The sequence below is a fragment of the Rhizobium sp. ZPR4 genome (assembly GCF_040215725.1).
Taxonomy (GTDB): Bacteria; Pseudomonadota; Alphaproteobacteria; order Rhizobiales; family Rhizobiaceae; genus Rhizobium; species Rhizobium rhizogenes_D.
Genome location: NZ_CP157969.1, coordinates 544,230 through 559,458 on the forward strand (window position 1 = coordinate 544,230; position 15,229 = coordinate 559,458).

The 15,229-nt window shown below is 61.2% G+C and carries 14 protein-coding genes; 7 read left to right on the forward strand and 7 right to left on the reverse strand.

The features are described from left to right. Genes ABOK31_RS30360 through ABOK31_RS30375 form a run of 4 tightly spaced genes read right to left on the reverse strand, consistent with a single transcriptional unit; the run spans position 1 to position 4,136 of the window. Positions 1–819, reverse strand: a complete 819-nt coding sequence (locus ABOK31_RS30360; RefSeq protein WP_349962704.1) for an ABC transporter permease — start codon at positions 817–819, stop codon at positions 1–3. Positions 820–852: 33 nt separating this feature from the next. Beyond that, a complete protein-coding gene (locus tag ABOK31_RS30365; protein ID WP_349962705.1) occupies positions 853–1,929 on the reverse strand; it encodes an ABC transporter substrate-binding protein in 1,077 nt (358 codons plus the stop codon). Between the two features lie 14 nt (positions 1,930–1,943). Beyond that, the gene (locus tag ABOK31_RS30370) at positions 1,944–2,774 is read right to left on the reverse strand and encodes an ABC transporter ATP-binding protein (RefSeq protein ID WP_349962707.1); all 831 of its coding nucleotides are present in this window, start codon (positions 2,772–2,774) and stop codon (positions 1,944–1,946) included. Between the two features lie 6 nt (positions 2,775–2,780). Further along, positions 2,781–4,136 (reverse strand): LLM class flavin-dependent oxidoreductase, encoded by a 1,356-nt coding sequence (locus ABOK31_RS30375; RefSeq protein WP_349962822.1) that lies wholly within the window; start codon positions 4,134–4,136, stop codon positions 2,781–2,783. Positions 4,137–4,449: 313 nt separating this feature from the next. Here ABOK31_RS30375 and ABOK31_RS30380 point away from each other — a divergent pair, with 313 nt between their 5' ends. Genes ABOK31_RS30380 through ABOK31_RS30405 form a run of 6 tightly spaced genes read left to right on the forward strand, consistent with a single transcriptional unit; the run spans position 4,450 to position 10,766 of the window. Next, positions 4,450–5,628 (forward strand): acyl-CoA dehydrogenase family protein, encoded by a 1,179-nt coding sequence (locus ABOK31_RS30380; RefSeq protein WP_349962709.1) that lies wholly within the window; start codon positions 4,450–4,452, stop codon positions 5,626–5,628. An 11-nt stretch (positions 5,629–5,639) separates the two neighbouring features. After that, positions 5,640–6,995: an LLM class flavin-dependent oxidoreductase gene (locus ABOK31_RS30385; protein ID WP_349962710.1), complete on the forward strand. Its 1,356-nt coding sequence runs from the start codon at positions 5,640–5,642 to the stop codon at positions 6,993–6,995. Between the two features lie 11 nt (positions 6,996–7,006). Then, entirely contained in the window at positions 7,007–7,345 is a 339-nt protein-coding gene (locus tag ABOK31_RS30390) for a DUF3088 domain-containing protein (protein ID WP_349962711.1), read from the forward strand. Positions 7,346–7,358: 13 nt separating this feature from the next. Beyond that, a complete protein-coding gene (locus tag ABOK31_RS30395) occupies positions 7,359–8,579 on the forward strand; it encodes an acyl-CoA dehydrogenase family protein (RefSeq protein ID WP_349962713.1) in 1,221 nt (406 codons plus the stop codon). Beyond that, the gene (locus ABOK31_RS30400; protein ID WP_349962715.1) at positions 8,576–9,904 is read left to right on the forward strand and encodes an LLM class flavin-dependent oxidoreductase; all 1,329 of its coding nucleotides are present in this window, start codon (positions 8,576–8,578) and stop codon (positions 9,902–9,904) included. Before ABOK31_RS30395 ends, ABOK31_RS30400 begins: the two co-directional genes overlap by 4 nt. 13 nt (positions 9,905–9,917) lie before the next feature. Beyond that, positions 9,918–10,766: an NADPH-dependent oxidoreductase gene (locus tag ABOK31_RS30405; protein WP_349962716.1), complete on the forward strand. Its 849-nt coding sequence runs from the start codon at positions 9,918–9,920 to the stop codon at positions 10,764–10,766. A gap of 6 nt (positions 10,767–10,772) precedes the next feature. On the opposite strand, the gene ABOK31_RS30410 is transcribed toward ABOK31_RS30405, so the two are convergent. Together ABOK31_RS30410 and ABOK31_RS30415 are read right to left on the reverse strand one after the other, a co-directional pair. Beyond that, positions 10,773–11,783, reverse strand: a complete 1,011-nt coding sequence (locus tag ABOK31_RS30410; protein WP_349962717.1) for a LysR substrate-binding domain-containing protein — start codon at positions 11,781–11,783, stop codon at positions 10,773–10,775. Then, a complete protein-coding gene (locus ABOK31_RS30415) occupies positions 11,780–12,133 on the reverse strand; it encodes a hypothetical protein (RefSeq protein ID WP_349962719.1) in 354 nt (117 codons plus the stop codon). The genes ABOK31_RS30410 and ABOK31_RS30415 overlap by 4 nt, the downstream gene beginning before the upstream one ends. Between ABOK31_RS30415 and ABOK31_RS30420 the strand changes: the two genes are divergently transcribed. Beyond that, the gene (locus ABOK31_RS30420; protein WP_349962720.1) at positions 12,126–13,742 is read left to right on the forward strand and encodes an ABC transporter substrate-binding protein; all 1,617 of its coding nucleotides are present in this window, start codon (positions 12,126–12,128) and stop codon (positions 13,740–13,742) included. The two genes, ABOK31_RS30415 and ABOK31_RS30420, sit on opposite strands and share 8 nt — an antisense overlap. A gap of 61 nt (positions 13,743–13,803) precedes the next feature. Here the strand turns inward: ABOK31_RS30420 and ABOK31_RS30425 are convergent, their stop codons facing one another. Further along, positions 13,804–15,228 carry an FAD/NAD(P)-binding protein gene (locus ABOK31_RS30425; protein ID WP_349962722.1) on the reverse strand — a complete coding sequence of 475 codons (1,425 nt, stop codon included), beginning with the start codon at positions 15,226–15,228 and terminating at the stop codon, positions 13,804–13,806. Between the last annotated feature and the right edge of the window lies 1 nt (position 15,229).

The window sequence follows — 15,229 nt, forward strand, 5'->3', positions numbered from 1 at the left end:
TCAAATCTCCTGCCGTTTCCAGCGCTGGATCAACAGCTCCGTGCGATCAAGGCCCTTGTCCATGACAAAGCCGACCAGCCCAATCACGATCATCGCGACGATGACCGTATCGAGCCAGAACATCTGCCGACCCCAGACCAGCAGGTAGCCGAGCCCCTCGGAAGAGGCGAGCAACTCGACGCCGACAAGCGATGTCCATGAATGGGTGAGGCCATAGCGGATACCGGTGAAGATCGACGGAAGCGCGCCCGGCAGCACGATCAGACGCAGGGTCTGCCAGCGGCTGAAACGCAGCGCCCTGCCGACTTCAATATATTTCGGCGACACGCCGCGAATTCCGGCGAGCGTGTTCATCGTCATCGGCACGATGGCGCCCTTGGCGATGATGATGATCTTCAAGGTTTCCTCGATGCCGACAAGCAGCATGAGAAGCGGAATCCATCCGAGAGTCGGAATTTGCGCAAAGGCGAGGAAGAGCGGCTTCACATAGTCCTCGACCGTTTCGGAAAGCCCCATGGCAATGCCGAGCAACAGACCGAGCCCGGCGCCTATGGTAAAGCCGATGACGACACGGCCGAGGCTCACTCCGGTATGATAGAGAAGTTCGCCGCTCAGGATCATGTCGCGGCCGGTCTGATAGACATAGGCCGGCGGCGGCAGGATCTGCTCCGGTAACCAGCCTCTGGCGGAGGCTACCCACCAGAGAGCAAACAAACCAAGCGGAAAGATCAAGCCGGTCACGAAAAACGCGAGGCGCGGGAGCCTTGCGGATGATAGCGGGAGGCCGGCTCGACCGGCAGTCTCGGCGACAACGCTCATACAAGCCTCCTTCGCTCATTTTGTTGGCGACGATCAGGAGGCGACCGGCTTTCCGTCGGCGCCATAGGGCTGCCAGAATTTTGTCAGGCCGAGCCTTTCCAGCGCATTGTTGAGATATTTCGGCTCAAACCAGCCATTGAGATCGACATCACGGCGGATCAGGCCATATTCCTTGCTCTTGATCGCCTGCTCCTTGTACTGCGAGACTAGGAGATCGTCGATCAGCGGCGAGTTGCGATAGGCGAGCGTATCGTTGCGGAAATACTCCTCCAGGATCGGTACGGGCGTGCCGGACTTGTGCCAGAGTTCGAAGAGCGCTGCACGGTTCTCTTCCTCGGACGACCATTGCGCCGCCTTGACGAAAGCATCGACGACACGCTGCGTGATCTCCGGATGGGCGTCGATGAAAGCCTGGCGGCCGATGACGCCGGCATTGCGCCCGAAGCGCGGATCATCGCCCTTCGTCGTGTAAATGATATCGGCGCTATCCTTCGCCGCCAGATTAATGAGCTGCGTGTCGCCGAAGGCGGCGTCGATATCCTTGCTGGTCAAGGCCGCGACCGTGCCGGCTGTATCGAGATTGACGACCTGGATGTCGCGCTCGTTCAATCCATGTGCCTGCAGGATCTTGATTGCGGAGAGATGGCCGTTGGTGCCGCGCTGCAGCGCGACCTTGCGGCCCTTCAGATCTTCGATCGTCTTGATGCCGGATCCCTTGGCAACAGCGAGATAGAGCGGTTTGCGTGCGCCGCTCGCCAGCAAAAACTTCGTCTTCAGGCCCGTTGCCCGCCCGATCAGCGCGGGAAGATCGCCCTGATAGGCAAAGTCGAGCTGGTCGTTGGCGAAGCCTTCATTGACGGCTGGACCTGCCCCTTTGAAGAAGGTCCATTCGATCTTGATGGTCGGATCGTTGGCGAATTCCTTTTCCAGAAATTCGCCGGCGCGCGCCGTCGCTGCCGACGTTCCCTCGGCATAGGGTTTATTGTCGACACCGATTGCGGCGTATCCGACGTGAATGACGAGGGGGGCCTGCGCCCAGGCGGGGGCGGACAATAGCGTCAAGGCGACTGCCGCACCGGCGACCAAACGGGAAAGAATGGACAGTTTCATCTGTTGCTCCGTGATTATTCTGCAGCGACGACGGCAGGCCGGGCTTCAACCACCGGACTTGTGATGCCGGATGGAGCGCGAGGCGTTGATGTCGTGGCGTTGAGGCTCTCAAGAATGCGATTGCGGATTTCGACCAGCCGAGGAGAGGTGCGTTCGCGCGGGCGCGGCAAATCCACGGCAACGATGTCGCGGATGCGACCCGGCCGGGGCGACATGACGACGACGCGGTCGCCGAGATAGACAGCCTCCTCGACATCATGCGTCACCAGGACCATGGTGATGCGCTCCTTCGCCCAGATCGTCTGCAGCTCGTCCTGCAGCCTTGCCTTGGTGATGGCGTCGAGCGCGCCAAAGGGTTCATCGAGAAAGAGGACATTGGGGCGGTTGACCAATCCGCGAGCGATGCCGGCGCGCTGGGCCATCCCGCCGGAAAGCTGGTGCGGATAGGCCTTCGCAAAGCCGGAGAGCCCGACAAGTTCGAGGTGGGATTCGACAAGCCTGCCCTTCTCCGCCTTGGACAGACCGGAATTTTCCAGCCCGAGCGCGATATTGCGGGCGACCGTCAACCAGGGGAAAAGCCGCGGCTCCTGAAAGACGATGCCACGCTCGAGGCTCGGTTCCTTGACCGGCCGCCCGCCATGGCCGACGAAGCCGGACGTCGGAAGATCGAGACCGGCGCCGAGGCGCAATAGCGTCGACTTTCCGCAACCGCTCGCTCCGACGATGGTCACGAACTCGCCCTCGGCGATATCGAGGCTGACATCGTCGAGCGCGGTCAAGATCTCGCCGTTGACCTTGAACTGGCGGGTGACATGGCTGATCTGGAGATGCAGGGAATTGCCCATGATGTGCTACTCCGCGGCAACGGCGCGGCGGGCGGGGTGTCGCGGCACCTTCAAACCGAGATTTTCGCGCAGTGTCGTGCCTTCGTAATCGCTGCGGAAAAGACCGCGACGACGCAGCTCCGGCAACACATGTTCGACGAAATCATAAAGGCCGGTCGGCAGTTGCGGCGGCATGACGTTAAAGCCGTCGGCTGCGCCCGTCTTGAACCACTCTTCCATATGATCGGCGATCTCGATCGGCGTTCCCAGAATCTGCCAGTGCCCCCGCGCGCCGGCAATGCGAAGATAGAGCTCCCTGATCGTCAGGTTTTCGCGCCTGGCAAGATCAAGCAGCAATTTCTGGCGGCTCTTGCTGCCATTGGTTTCCGGCAGATCCGGAATGGGACCGTCGAGCGGATAGTGCGAGAGGTCGACACCGCCCGACATGCCGTTCAGCATCGAAAGGCCGACAACCGGATGGACGAGATCCTGAAGCTCCGCGAATTTTTGCCGCGCTTCCTCGCGCGTTCTGCCGACAACCGGGAAGATGCCGGGCATGATCTTGAGATCATCCCGATCCCTTCCGTATTTTGCCAGGCGACCTTTGATATCCGCATAGAAGGCTCGCGCATCTTCGACGGTCTGATGGGCGGTAAAGACGACCTCGGCGGTGCGCGCGGCAAGCTCCCGTCCCGGCTCCGAAGAGCCTGCCTGCACGAGGACGGGATGGCCCTGCGGCGTGCGCGCCACGTTCAGCGGCCCGCGCACCTTGAAATGCTTTCCAGTGTGATTGAGGATGTGCTGCTTCTCCGGCTCATAAAAGACGCCGCTCTGCTGATTGCGGGGGAACGCATCTTCCTCCCAGGTATCCCAGAGGCCGAGCACGACATCGGCAAATTCTTCGGCGCGTTCATAACGCTCCGCATGGGCATAGTGCTCGTCCCTGCCGAAATTATGCGCTTCATGGTCGCTGGAGGATGTCACAAGGTTCCAGCCGGCACGCCCCCCGCTGATATGATCGAGAGGGGCGAATTTGCGGGCGATGTGATAGGGCTCGTTGAACGAGGTCGAGGCGGTTGCGATAAAGCCGATGTTCTTGGTGACCGCCGCCAGGGCCGACAGCAAGGTAATCGGCTCGAACTGCGCGACATAGCGCTGGGCCGTGCGATGCAGTGCCTCCGTATCCGCTCCGCGCGTCCCGACGCCGTCAGCCATGAAGATCAGATCGAACTTCGCCGCTTCGGCGATTTGCGCAAGCTCGACATAATGGGCAAAGTTGGAACCGGCATCGGCCTGCGTTAAAGGATGCCGCCAGGCGGCGATATGATGGCCGGTTGGATAAAGGAAAGCGCCAAGCTTCAATCGCCGTTGTCTGCCCGTCATCATCTCTTCTCCATCATGGCCGTCGGGAGAAGGCTAATCATTAAAGATAATAATCTATAGAAAATATATTCTATTTACGGCCGTCACTTCGGATTTGTTCGTCATTTGCGACACCGAACCGGCGGAGATCGTTTCGTGACGATCGAGCGGGACGGCTTGAGAATCGCGACCGGCACTGTCTTCAGCCCAGCTCGGAAAAGAATTTCTTCCTGCCCGATCAAATAGATATTGCTGGACTTGGGCCAGTTATCACCGAACCCTTCATGCCGGTAGCGGTCGAGTACCGCTTAGGATCCATTGGCATGGAGCAGACATGTCTTTCCAATCAGACACATCCGATCCCCTTGTCGCAAAGGCCATCGAACTGAGACGGGCATTCGATCGGGACGCGGTCGAGCGCGACCGGTTGGGCGGCAGACCAACCGCGCAGATTCGCCTGCTGAAGGAGAGCGGATTGCCTTCGGCGCAGATCCCGGCCCGCTATGGCGGTCGCGGCGCTTCCTGGCTCTCCATCCTTAGAGTGGTACGGGAATTTGCCCGCACCGACGGTTCGCTCGCACATCTTTTCGGTTACCATCATCTCCCCTTGAACCTCGTGCTCTTTCGAGGGTCGGATGTGCAGAGGGAGCGGTTGCTCAGAGCCTCCGCGGCGAACAATTTCGTCTGGGGCAATTCCGGCAATGCCATGTCGAAAACATCGTCAGGACGGCGGATCGACCGTGGCTGGCTGGTCAACGGCAAGCGCCCGTTTTCCTCTGGCTCGCACATATCAGACTATATCCAGATCTCCTTCGAAAACGCCGACGGCGAACGGCTGACGGCGGCCGTTCCTGCCAATCGGAACGGCATTGTCATCGAGGACGACTGGGACGGTATCGGCCAGCGCCAGACCGGCAGCGGCACGGTCAGTTTCCACGACCTCGAGATAGCGGATGACGAACTTATCAGCTCGCCTGCCGTTCCCCTTACCCCCTACACCTCGCTGACCTCCCTGCTGCAGCAGAGCGTGCTGCTCAACGTCTTTGTCGGCAGCGCCCAAGGCGCGCTGGAAGAAGGCCGCGCCTACACGACGACGTCCTCACGCCCCTGGATCTATTCCGGCGTCGACAAGCATACCGACGATCCCTGGATCAAGCGGCAATACGGCGATCTCTACATCCGAACGCTCGCTGCCACCGAGCTTGCCGACAAGGCCGCCCGAAGCCTTGACGACGCCTTCAACCAGGGACCGGGCCTGACGCATGAAGATCGCGGGGCCGCCGCCATCGATATCGCCACGGCAAACCTCTATGCCGGTGAGGTCGGGCTTGCCGTCTCCAGCGAGATCTTCGACGTTATGGGCGCGCGATCGGCAACCACGGCCAATGGCTTCGATCGCTTCTGGCGGAACGTGCGAACCCATACACTCCATAATCCCGCCGAATACAAGAAGCGCACGCTCGGCACCTTCCTTCTGACCGGCGAGTTCCCCGCTCCGGCAATGTACCGCTGAAAGGACATCTCATGGCTAGACGCAAGGACCAGATCAAGCTCGGCGCCTTCCTGCTCTTCACCGGTCATCATGTTGCCGCCTGGCGGCATCGGCAAGCGTCCGTGGGCACCGAGTTCGAGAATTATCTCGAGCTCGCGAAACTCGCTGAGGCCGCCAAATTCGACGCCATCTTCTTTGCCGACGGTGTCGCGGCACGGCTGAAGGACCTGAATGCGGCGAGCCGCAAGGCCCATAGCGGCATCTATCCGTTCGAACCCATCACGCTCTTGTCGGCGCTTGCCAGCGTCACCCGCAATATCGGCCTGATCGCGACCGCCTCGACGAGCTTTTCCGATCCCTTCAATCTTGCGCGCCAGTTCGGCTCGCTCGATCGCTTAAGCGGCGGCCGCGCCGGCTGGAATCTCGTAACATCCGCCGATCCGGACGCGGCCTTCAACTTCGGCCATGACGCTCAGGTCCTGCATGCCGATCGTTATGATCGAGCCGAGGAATTCGCCGATGTCGTGCTTGGCCTCTGGGATAGCTGGGAGGACGACGCCTTCGTTCGAGATCGCGAGAGCGGCCGTTATTTCGATCCGGAGAAGCTGCACCCGCTTGACCATAAGGGGCGCCACTTCAGGGTACGCGGGCCGCTGAACATTCCGCGCTCGCCGCAGGGACGTCCGGTCGTGGTGCAGGCCGGGGCCTCGGAGCCGGGTAAGGAACTGGCCGCGCGCACTGCCGAAGCGATCTTTGCCGCACAGATCACGCTTGACGAGGCCAGGGCGTTTTATGCCGATGTGAAAGGCCGGCTCGGCAAATATGGCCGTTCGCCGGATGACCTGAAGATCCTGCCGGGCATCTTTCCTGTGGTCGCACGGAGCGAGGCGGAAGCGGAAGACAAGTTCCAGTCCCTGCAGGAGCTCATCCAGCCGGAAGTGGGCCTCAACCTCCTCTCGCAGCTGACCGGCGTCGATCTCAGTTCCTATCCGCTTGACGGTCCGGTGCCGCCCGAGCCGCCGGTCACCAATGCCGGCAAGAGCCGCCAGGAACTGGTGCTCGATCTCGCCCGCCGCGAAAACCTGACGATCCGTCAGCTCTATCTTCGCATCGCCGGCGCCCGCGGTCATTGGCAGGTGGTCGGCACCCCGACGCAAATCGCCGATGTCATGGAAGAACGCTTCGAAAATTACGGCGCCGACGGCTTCAACATCATGGCGCCGATCATGCCCGGCGGACTTGCTGATTTCATCACGCTCGTCGTGCCGGAGCTGCGTCGCCGCGGGCTGTTCCGCACCGAATATGAGGGCACTACACTGCGTGAGAATCTCGGGCTCAAACGTCCAGCCAACCGTTTTTCCGCAAGCAATGCGGCCGCAGCAGAATAGGAGACCACCAAATGGCGCGTGACAAACTTTTCCTCATTGCACCGGGCTTTGCCGATCCGAAACATCCGGGCGTCAGCTTCGTCTGCCCTTATTGCAATGCCATCGAAGGATTGCTTGCCTCCTTCCCCGACCTCGCTTCGGCGATCGATGTCGAAAGGGTCGCCTTCCTGCGGCCGCGGCAGAAGGTGATCGAGGTTGCCGGCGAGGAAAACCAGTCGCTGCCGCTTCTGATCCTTGCGGACAACCCGCCTGATGATGCCGGCGATTGGAACGGCACGCGCTTCGTCAATTCGACCGATCGCATCCTCGAGCTGCTTGCCGAACGGCACGGCTTTCCACGCGTGCATTAGCAACGAGGCCGCCATGACCATAAAACCCGATGGCTTCGAGCCACCCCATCCTCTGCCCTCCCTTTTCGAGGCCGACAAATCGAATCCCTATCTCGCCAAGGCTGCCGAGCTTCGAGATGTGTTCACGAGGGACGCCGTCGAGAGAGATCAATCGGGCGGCAGGCCGGCGGAGCAAATCAGGCTCCTGAAGGACAGCGGCCTCGTCAATCTGGTCATTCCGAAGGAGTTCGGCGGTGCCGGCGAACCCTATTCGACTGCCATGCGGATCGTTCGCGAATTCGCCAAGGTCGACGGCTCGCTCGGCCATCTCTATGGCTATCATTTCAGCCCGTTGCAGAATGCCGTCACCACGATAAAGGATGAGCGATCCCGAGACATCCTGCGCCGCTCCGCAGCGGGACGCTGGTTCTGGGGCAATACGACGAACAGCTTCTCAAAAAGCCTCTTCGGTCGACAGGAGGCCGGGAAGATCATCCTCAACGGTTTCAGGCCGTTCGCCTCCGGCTCGCATGTCGCCGACTATCTGATGGTTGCTTGGGAGGAAGAGACGACCAACAAGCGGAGCTTTGCCTATATCCCGGCAGACCGCAAAGGCATCACCATTGCCGACGATTGGGACGGGATCGGCCAGCGCCAGACCGGAAGCGGCCGTGTCCTCTACGAGAACGTCGAGATCGACGAAAGTGAGATCCTGACCGACCGGCCACAGGAACCCATCGCCCTGTTGGCACCCTTGCAACAGCAGAGCGTGCTGCTCAATGTCTTCGTCGGCTCGGCGCAGGGAGCATTGGCAGCCGCACGCGACTATACCGTCACCCAATCGCGGCCGTGGATCTATTCCGGCGTCGAACGGCACACCGACGATCCATGGATCAAGAGGCAGTATGGCGAACTATGGATCAAGGTGCAGGCGGCAACCGCGCTTGCCGACCGGGCGCTCTCGGCGGTCGATGCCGTCTATGCAAAAGGACAGGATTTGACCGCCGAGGAACGCGGCGAGGCGGCGATCGCGGTCGCATCCGCCAACGTGCTCGCCGGCCGGGTCGCCCTTGAAGTGACGAGCGAGATCTTCGAGGTCATGGGCGCAAGGTCCGCAGTCAGGCCGCTCGGGTTCGATCGCTTCTGGCGCAACGTCCGCATCCACACGCTTCACAATCCCGCCGAATACAAGACCCGCAATGTCGGGACATGGTTCCTGGACGGCGAGTTTCCGGAACCGGGGATATTCCAGTGAGCAGGAAACGCGAGCTTCATCTCAATATCAACATCCTGCATTCCGGCTTTTCACCGGCGGCCTGGCGCATGCAGGGAAGCGACCCGCGCGCATCCTTCGATATCAATCACTACATCAATGTCGCCCGGATCGCCGAACGCGGCACCTTCGATGCGGTCTTCCTCGCCGATCAGGCAGCCATTTCCGATCGCGTCGACTACCGGCCGCTGACGTCTCTCGAGCCGACCATCGTGCTGGCGTCGGTTGCAGCCCATACCGAGCATATCGGCCTCATCGCCACGGCATCCACCACCTATAACGAGCCTTACAATATCGCGCGGCGCTTTGCGACGCTCGACCATGCGAGCGGCGGCCGCGTCGGCTGGAATATCGTCACCAGCGCCGATCTCTCGCAAAGCCGGAATTTCGGTCTGGAAAAACCGGTCGCGCATCAAAGCCGCTATGAGCGGGCGGCCGAGTTTACATCAGTCGTAAAGGCACTGTGGGACAGCTGGGAGGAAGACGCCTTCATCGGTGACGTCGAAAGCGGTCGGTTCGTCGATACCAGCAAGGTCCACGCGATCGCCCATCGCGGCAAGCATTTCTCCGTTCACGGACCTCACAACGTCCCGCGCCCGCCGCAGGGACATCCCGTCATCGTACAGGCTGGCGGCTCGGACGACGGACGCGAGCTGGCGGCCCGGCACGCCGAGGCAGTGTTCTCAGCCTCGCAATCCCTGGAGGAGTCGCTGGATTATGCGCGCGACCTCAGAACGCGCGCGGCTCGCTACAGTCGCACCCCGGACAGTCTGTTGGTGCTCGCCGGCCTTGCGACGATCATCGGCAGCACCGAGGCGGAGGCCAGGCGACGCGAGGAGGAGCTGCGCGAACTCATTCCGCTGGAATACAGTCTTGCGCGCCTGTCCGGCGTTCTGCAGGTCGATCCGAACAGGCTAAGACTCGACGAGCCGCTACCGGACGATATTCCCTTGCCGGCCGATGGCGGTCACACGTTCTTTCGTGCAACGCTCGCTCTTGCACAGCGCGAGAAATTGACCGTGCGTGGCCTCATCCGCGCTTTGAATGGCGGGACGGGACACCGCACCATCGTCGGCACGCCAGAGGCAATTGCCGACGACATCGAAAAGTGGTTCGAGGTCGGGGCCGCCGATGGCTTCAACCTGATGCCCGACGTGCTGCCGCACGGCCTGGAGGTCTTCGTGGACGAGGTAGTCCCCATCCTGCGCCGCCGCGGCCTGTTCCGGAAAGACTATGCGGGCCGTACCCTGCGGGATCACCTGGGTCTTTCCCGACCCGCCAACCCCTATGCCATTGCCGCCGAATGAAGGAGAAACAAGCATGACGCCAGTTGCGACCGCCAGGCTTCCGGATGACGATAGACTAGCCGCTCTCGTCAGGGAGCGCTACCGCAACAGCCAGCATATCGGCGTGGACTGGAACGAGACGATCGAGACGCTGCTGTCTCATCGCTCCGTGCGCGACTATCTGCCGGAAACGGTTCCTGACACTATCCTCCAGCTTGCGATCGCAGCGGCGCAATCGGCGCCAAGCTCATCCAATCTGCAAGCCTGGAGCGTGATCGCGGTCAGGGACGAGGCGCGCAAGGCACGACTGAACGCCATTGCCGGAACGCAGAGGCAGATCGCACAGGCGCCGTTGCTGCTGATCTGGCTTGCGGACCTTTCAAGGCCGCGCCGTATTGCGACGGACCAGGGTTCCGCTGCCGATGGGCTGGACTATGTCGAGAGCTTCCTGCTCGGCGTCATCGACGCAGCGCTTGCGGCGCAAAATGCCGTCGTATCCCTAGAGTCACAGGGCCTCGGCACCTGCTATATCGGCGCGATCCGCAACGATCCGGAAACCGTGGCACGCGAACTGGAATTACCGGCCGGCGTGTTCCCGGTCTTCGGCCTCACAGTTGGCTACCCCGATCCGGCAACACCGGCGGCGGTCAAGCCGCGGTTGCCGCAAACGACCGTTCTGCACCACGAGCGCTATGATCGTAGCCGGAGGTCGGGCGATCTCGAGCATTACAATACAGTCCTGCAGGACTTCCAGGCCGAGCAGCGCATGCCGCGCACCGATTGGACGGTGCAGGTAAAAAACAGGATCGGCACGGTCGAAGCCTTGAAGGGACGACATCTGCTCGGGGTTGCCGCGCGCCGTCTCGGCTTCAAGCTGAAGTGATCGATGTCATTCGGCGGCAGCAATATCGAATTTGCGCCGTGAGTTCCGCAACAGGATATCGCCGATCGTCCGCAATGCCTTGACCTCGGCCTGAAGCCAGCTGCGGAAAAGCTCGACGCGCATCAGGCGCTCCTTGGCGGGCGTCGTCACGAAGAAATAGGAAAAGCTTACCGGCTGCGGACTGCCGAACGGGCTGACAAGGCGCCCCGCCTTCAGCTCGGCCTCGGCCAGGCGAACTTTACCGAGCCCGAGCCCCTGCCCCGCCAGCGCGGCGTCTATGACGAGGGAAGACTGGCTGAGGCGAAAGCCGCCATTCGGCAGGCGCAGGGCCAGTCCTTCGGCTCGCAGCCAGGCATTCCAGTCTGGGCAGGAATGATCGTGTTCCGCGCCATCCTCGTGCAGCAGCGGCACGCCTTCGATTGCCTGCGGTCCATTCCAGAGCCAATGCCGCTCGGCGAAGTCCGGGCTGCAGATTGGCACGACGGCTTCGGAGAACAGATGCTCGACGACCAGACCGGGGTAGCCGCCGCTGCCATAACGAATGGCGCAATCCGTGTCGCCAGCATTCAGATCGGTCAATTGCGTCGAGGCATCGAGCAGAATCTGCAAGCCGGGCGCTGCCTGTCTCAAAGCGTCCAATCTCGGGATCAGCCATTTGCTGGCAAAGGACGGCGCCACGGACACGCGGATCGGAAGATCGTGGTCGCTGGCAACGAATTGCGTCATGGTCGCCAGCACCGCATCGAATGCATTCGTCAAACCGGGAACGAGCGCGAGACCGGCTGCCGTCAATTGCAGCTGACCGCGAACCCTGTGAAAAAGCGCCTGCCCCAGATAATCCTCCAGCAGCCGAATCTGCTGGCCGACCGCTGCCGAGGTTACATGCAACTCCTCTGCGGCACCCAGAAAACTCAAGTGCCTTGCCGTGGCGACGAAGGCGCGCAGCGAGGTCAATGGCGGCAAGCGCGCCAAGGTCGGCTGGATGGCTTTTTTTCGAGTCTGGGCAATCGTGTTCATGGGAGCGATTGCAGCACAATCCGCCCGCCAAAGACGAGAACGCGCTTTGCGTTTACCGGCAAGCGGGCGGACATTTTCTTCCATGCCCAAAGGGCATAGGGGAAGCAAAAACTAAAATCCTGAAATAGTCTATATTTTTGATAGACAATAGCGTTTGACCTTTCCCCGGCGAAACGAATTTCGCGAAGCTTTTCTTTCTCAAGGAGCGAGAAAAACATTCTTCCGTTTTGCCGGCTGGCGACCTGAAGATGCGCCAGCCACGGCCGGTCGGCAGCTTCTGCGCAGCCAGACCGCCGCATATCCGCACAGGAACCGAACCATTTCAGCCGGCAAGGAAACCGAATGACCATCAATCGCCGTCGTTTCAATCAACTGCTTCTGCTCTCGACTGCCGCGAGCCTGTTGCCGACCTTTGCCGCGCGCGCCGCAGACACGCCACCGCGTGGCGGCACGCTCAATTTCATCGTCGAACCCGAGCCACCGACCATCCTGGCGCTGGCCCATACCGCCGGCGGCACACAGAAGATCAGCCCGAAAGTGACCGAGGGCCTGCTGACCTACGACTTCGGCCTCACGCCGAAGCCACAGCTCGCAACCGAATGGTCGGTCAGCGCGGATGGTCTCACCTATACGTTCAAGCTCAGGCCCAACGTCAAATGGCATGACGGCAAGCCGTTCACCTCGGTGGACGTGGCCTATTCGATCGAACTCCTGAAACAGGTTCATCCGCGCGGGCGCGGCACCTTCGCCAATGTCATTTCAGTCGATACGCCAGACCCGCTGACGGCGATATTCCGCCTCTCCAAGCCGGCACCTTATCTCCTGAAAGCGCTCTATGCGGCCGAATCCCCGATCGTGCCGAAACACGTCTATGAGGGCGTCAAGATTGCCGATGTTCCGACCAGTCCGAACGGCAGTGCGCCCATCGGCACCGGCCCCTTCGTCTTCCGGGAATGGGTTCGTGGCTCCCATATTATTCTCGAGCGCAATCCCGATTACTGGGATGCCGGCAAGCCCTATCTCGACCAGGTTGTCGTACGTTTCGTGCCCGATGGCGCCGCTCGCGCGGCCGGTTTCGAGACCGGAGAATTCGATCTTGGCGGCGACAATCCCATTCCGCTCGCCGATCTCGAGCGCATCAAGGCCCTGCCGAATATCGGCATCGATTCCCGCGGCTACGAGACGAAAGGCGATCAGACCCAGCTCATTCTCAACCTCGACAACGAATATCTGAAGGATGTCCGTGTCCGACGCGCGATCGCCCACGCGATCGATCTCAACGTTATCCTCAACACGGTCTGGTATGGCTATGGACACGTCTCTCCGACACCGGTCAGCACGTTTCTGCCCAACTATCTGGATAGGTCGATCAAGCCCTACGCCTTCGATCTCAAGGTGGCCGAGCAATTGCTTGACGAAGCCGGCTACAAGCGAAACGGCGGCGGCACCCGGTTCACGCTGCGACTGACGCACAATTCCTACAATGAAGGCTTCAAGCGTGTTGCCGAATATCTGAAACAGAACCTCGCCCGCATCGGCATCGATGCGAGAATCGATTCCTATGATTTCTCCACCTACATCCAGAAGGTCTATACCGAGCGCGCCTTCGACCTGACGGCGGAATATCTCGGCAACCAGTTCGACCCGACGCTCGGCGTGCAGCGCATCTACTGGTCGAAGAACTTCAAGCTCGGCTTGCCGTTCTCCAATTCCAGCCACTATCAGAACCCCGAGGTCGACCGGCTGCTCGAGACAGCCTCGATCGAAGTCGACGAGGCAAAGCGCAAACAGGAATTCAACGACTTTCAGAAGATCATCGCCGACGAGCTTCCCGTCATCAATCTGATCTCGCTCGAAAACGTCACCGTCTTCAACAAGCGCGTCAAAAATCACACGACCGGCGCCGAGGGCGTGCAGTCGAATTTCGCCGATGTCTACATCAAGGAGGGAGAAGGCTGACGCTGAACGCAGCGCATTCTGCTTGAGGGGGCGATGCGGCGCCCCCTTCTTTTATGGTGACTTACGAGGCGGCAAGTGCAAGCGGCGTCAGCTTGCTGAGGATACGATCGGCGAGCGCAATTGCCTGTACCCGCTGTTCCGAGATCGAGCTCGACTCCCAGGCAACGCCGCGCAGCGGATGGCCGATGGCGCTGATGTTGCGATGGACACGGCCCTCTTCCGAAATGACATCCCCTTCTACCGTGGCATCGATGCCGAAGCCGGTGCTGTGCGGGCGGACCTCACCGCTTTCGACGAGGCTCCTGACGAAGGGATCGGAAATGCGCCGCCAGTCATGCAGCTGATGGCCACGGCAGTCGATGACGCCGCCGAAGGAATGGACCTCGGTGCCGCCCGTGCGGCTCTTTAACGTCACCGCGATCGAGCGGCCGGAGGGTTTCATCGCCAGCAATCGGGCAGGCCGATGCCGCAGCCGGCCCTCGGCGATGGCATTGGAGACGGCGCGGTAGCTGTCAGGCGCAGCGCGATGGGCCGTCACGTCCCAGAACGCCCGCAGGTGACGGGCAAACCGTAATCTCTCCGCATCGTCAGCCTTCTGCCAGAGAGGCAGAATGTGCGGCCGGATGGCAACGGGCAGCGCCTGCCAGTCCTTGGCCGCAGCAGCCAATGCGCGACGCTCGGCCTTGACGATCGAGAGTAAGGATCGTGCGGTGGTCGGCAGCGGGCTTTCGGCGAGAAAATCCCGCTCCGGCTCGACATTGCGCCGATCCTCGATGAACTGGCCGCGCCTGGATATCACCTGATATTGGCCTCGAAAGCCCCGCGCCTCCATGCTGGCGACCGCATCGACCATCGACAGGCTGGAGCCGATGAGCAGGATCTCTTCTGCTTCGACCAGACGATCCAGGGCAGCGGCATCCCACGCAGAAGTCGCGAAAGCCGGATGATGGGCAGCGGATGCTTCCTTTTTGGGAAGATCGGGTTGGAAGACGCCGAGGGCCAGAACCACCTCGTCCGCTGTGATAGTGTCGCCTTGGCTGGTTACAATCTCCACTCTGTGCGGGGCGGACGCCAGGCTGCTCGCCGCGGCTCTGACGTGCCGGAATGTCGATCCGGAGCGGGCGGTCGATATCGCTCGATGCAGTTCATCGCGGACATAGGTTCCGTAGAGGTAGCGTGGCGGGAAACTGCCGGCTATATCGGCAGGCAGTGTCCAGCCGTAACGCGGCGCATTCTCCGCTAGCCAATGAACGAGATGGTCCGGCTCTTCCGGATGAAGCGAAAAGGTGCCGGCGGGGCCGTTAACGAGGTGCACGCTCTCGGTCGTGCTGTAGGCGACCCCGCGTCCAAGTTCCTCGCGGGGCTCCAATATCGTGATCGAAAGCGGCACCTCCGTCTTGTCGAGCAGCTTGATCGCCGTCAGGGCGCCGGCAAAGCCACCGCCGATGATGACGACGGAATGATGGGAATGCGGGTCTATATGCATG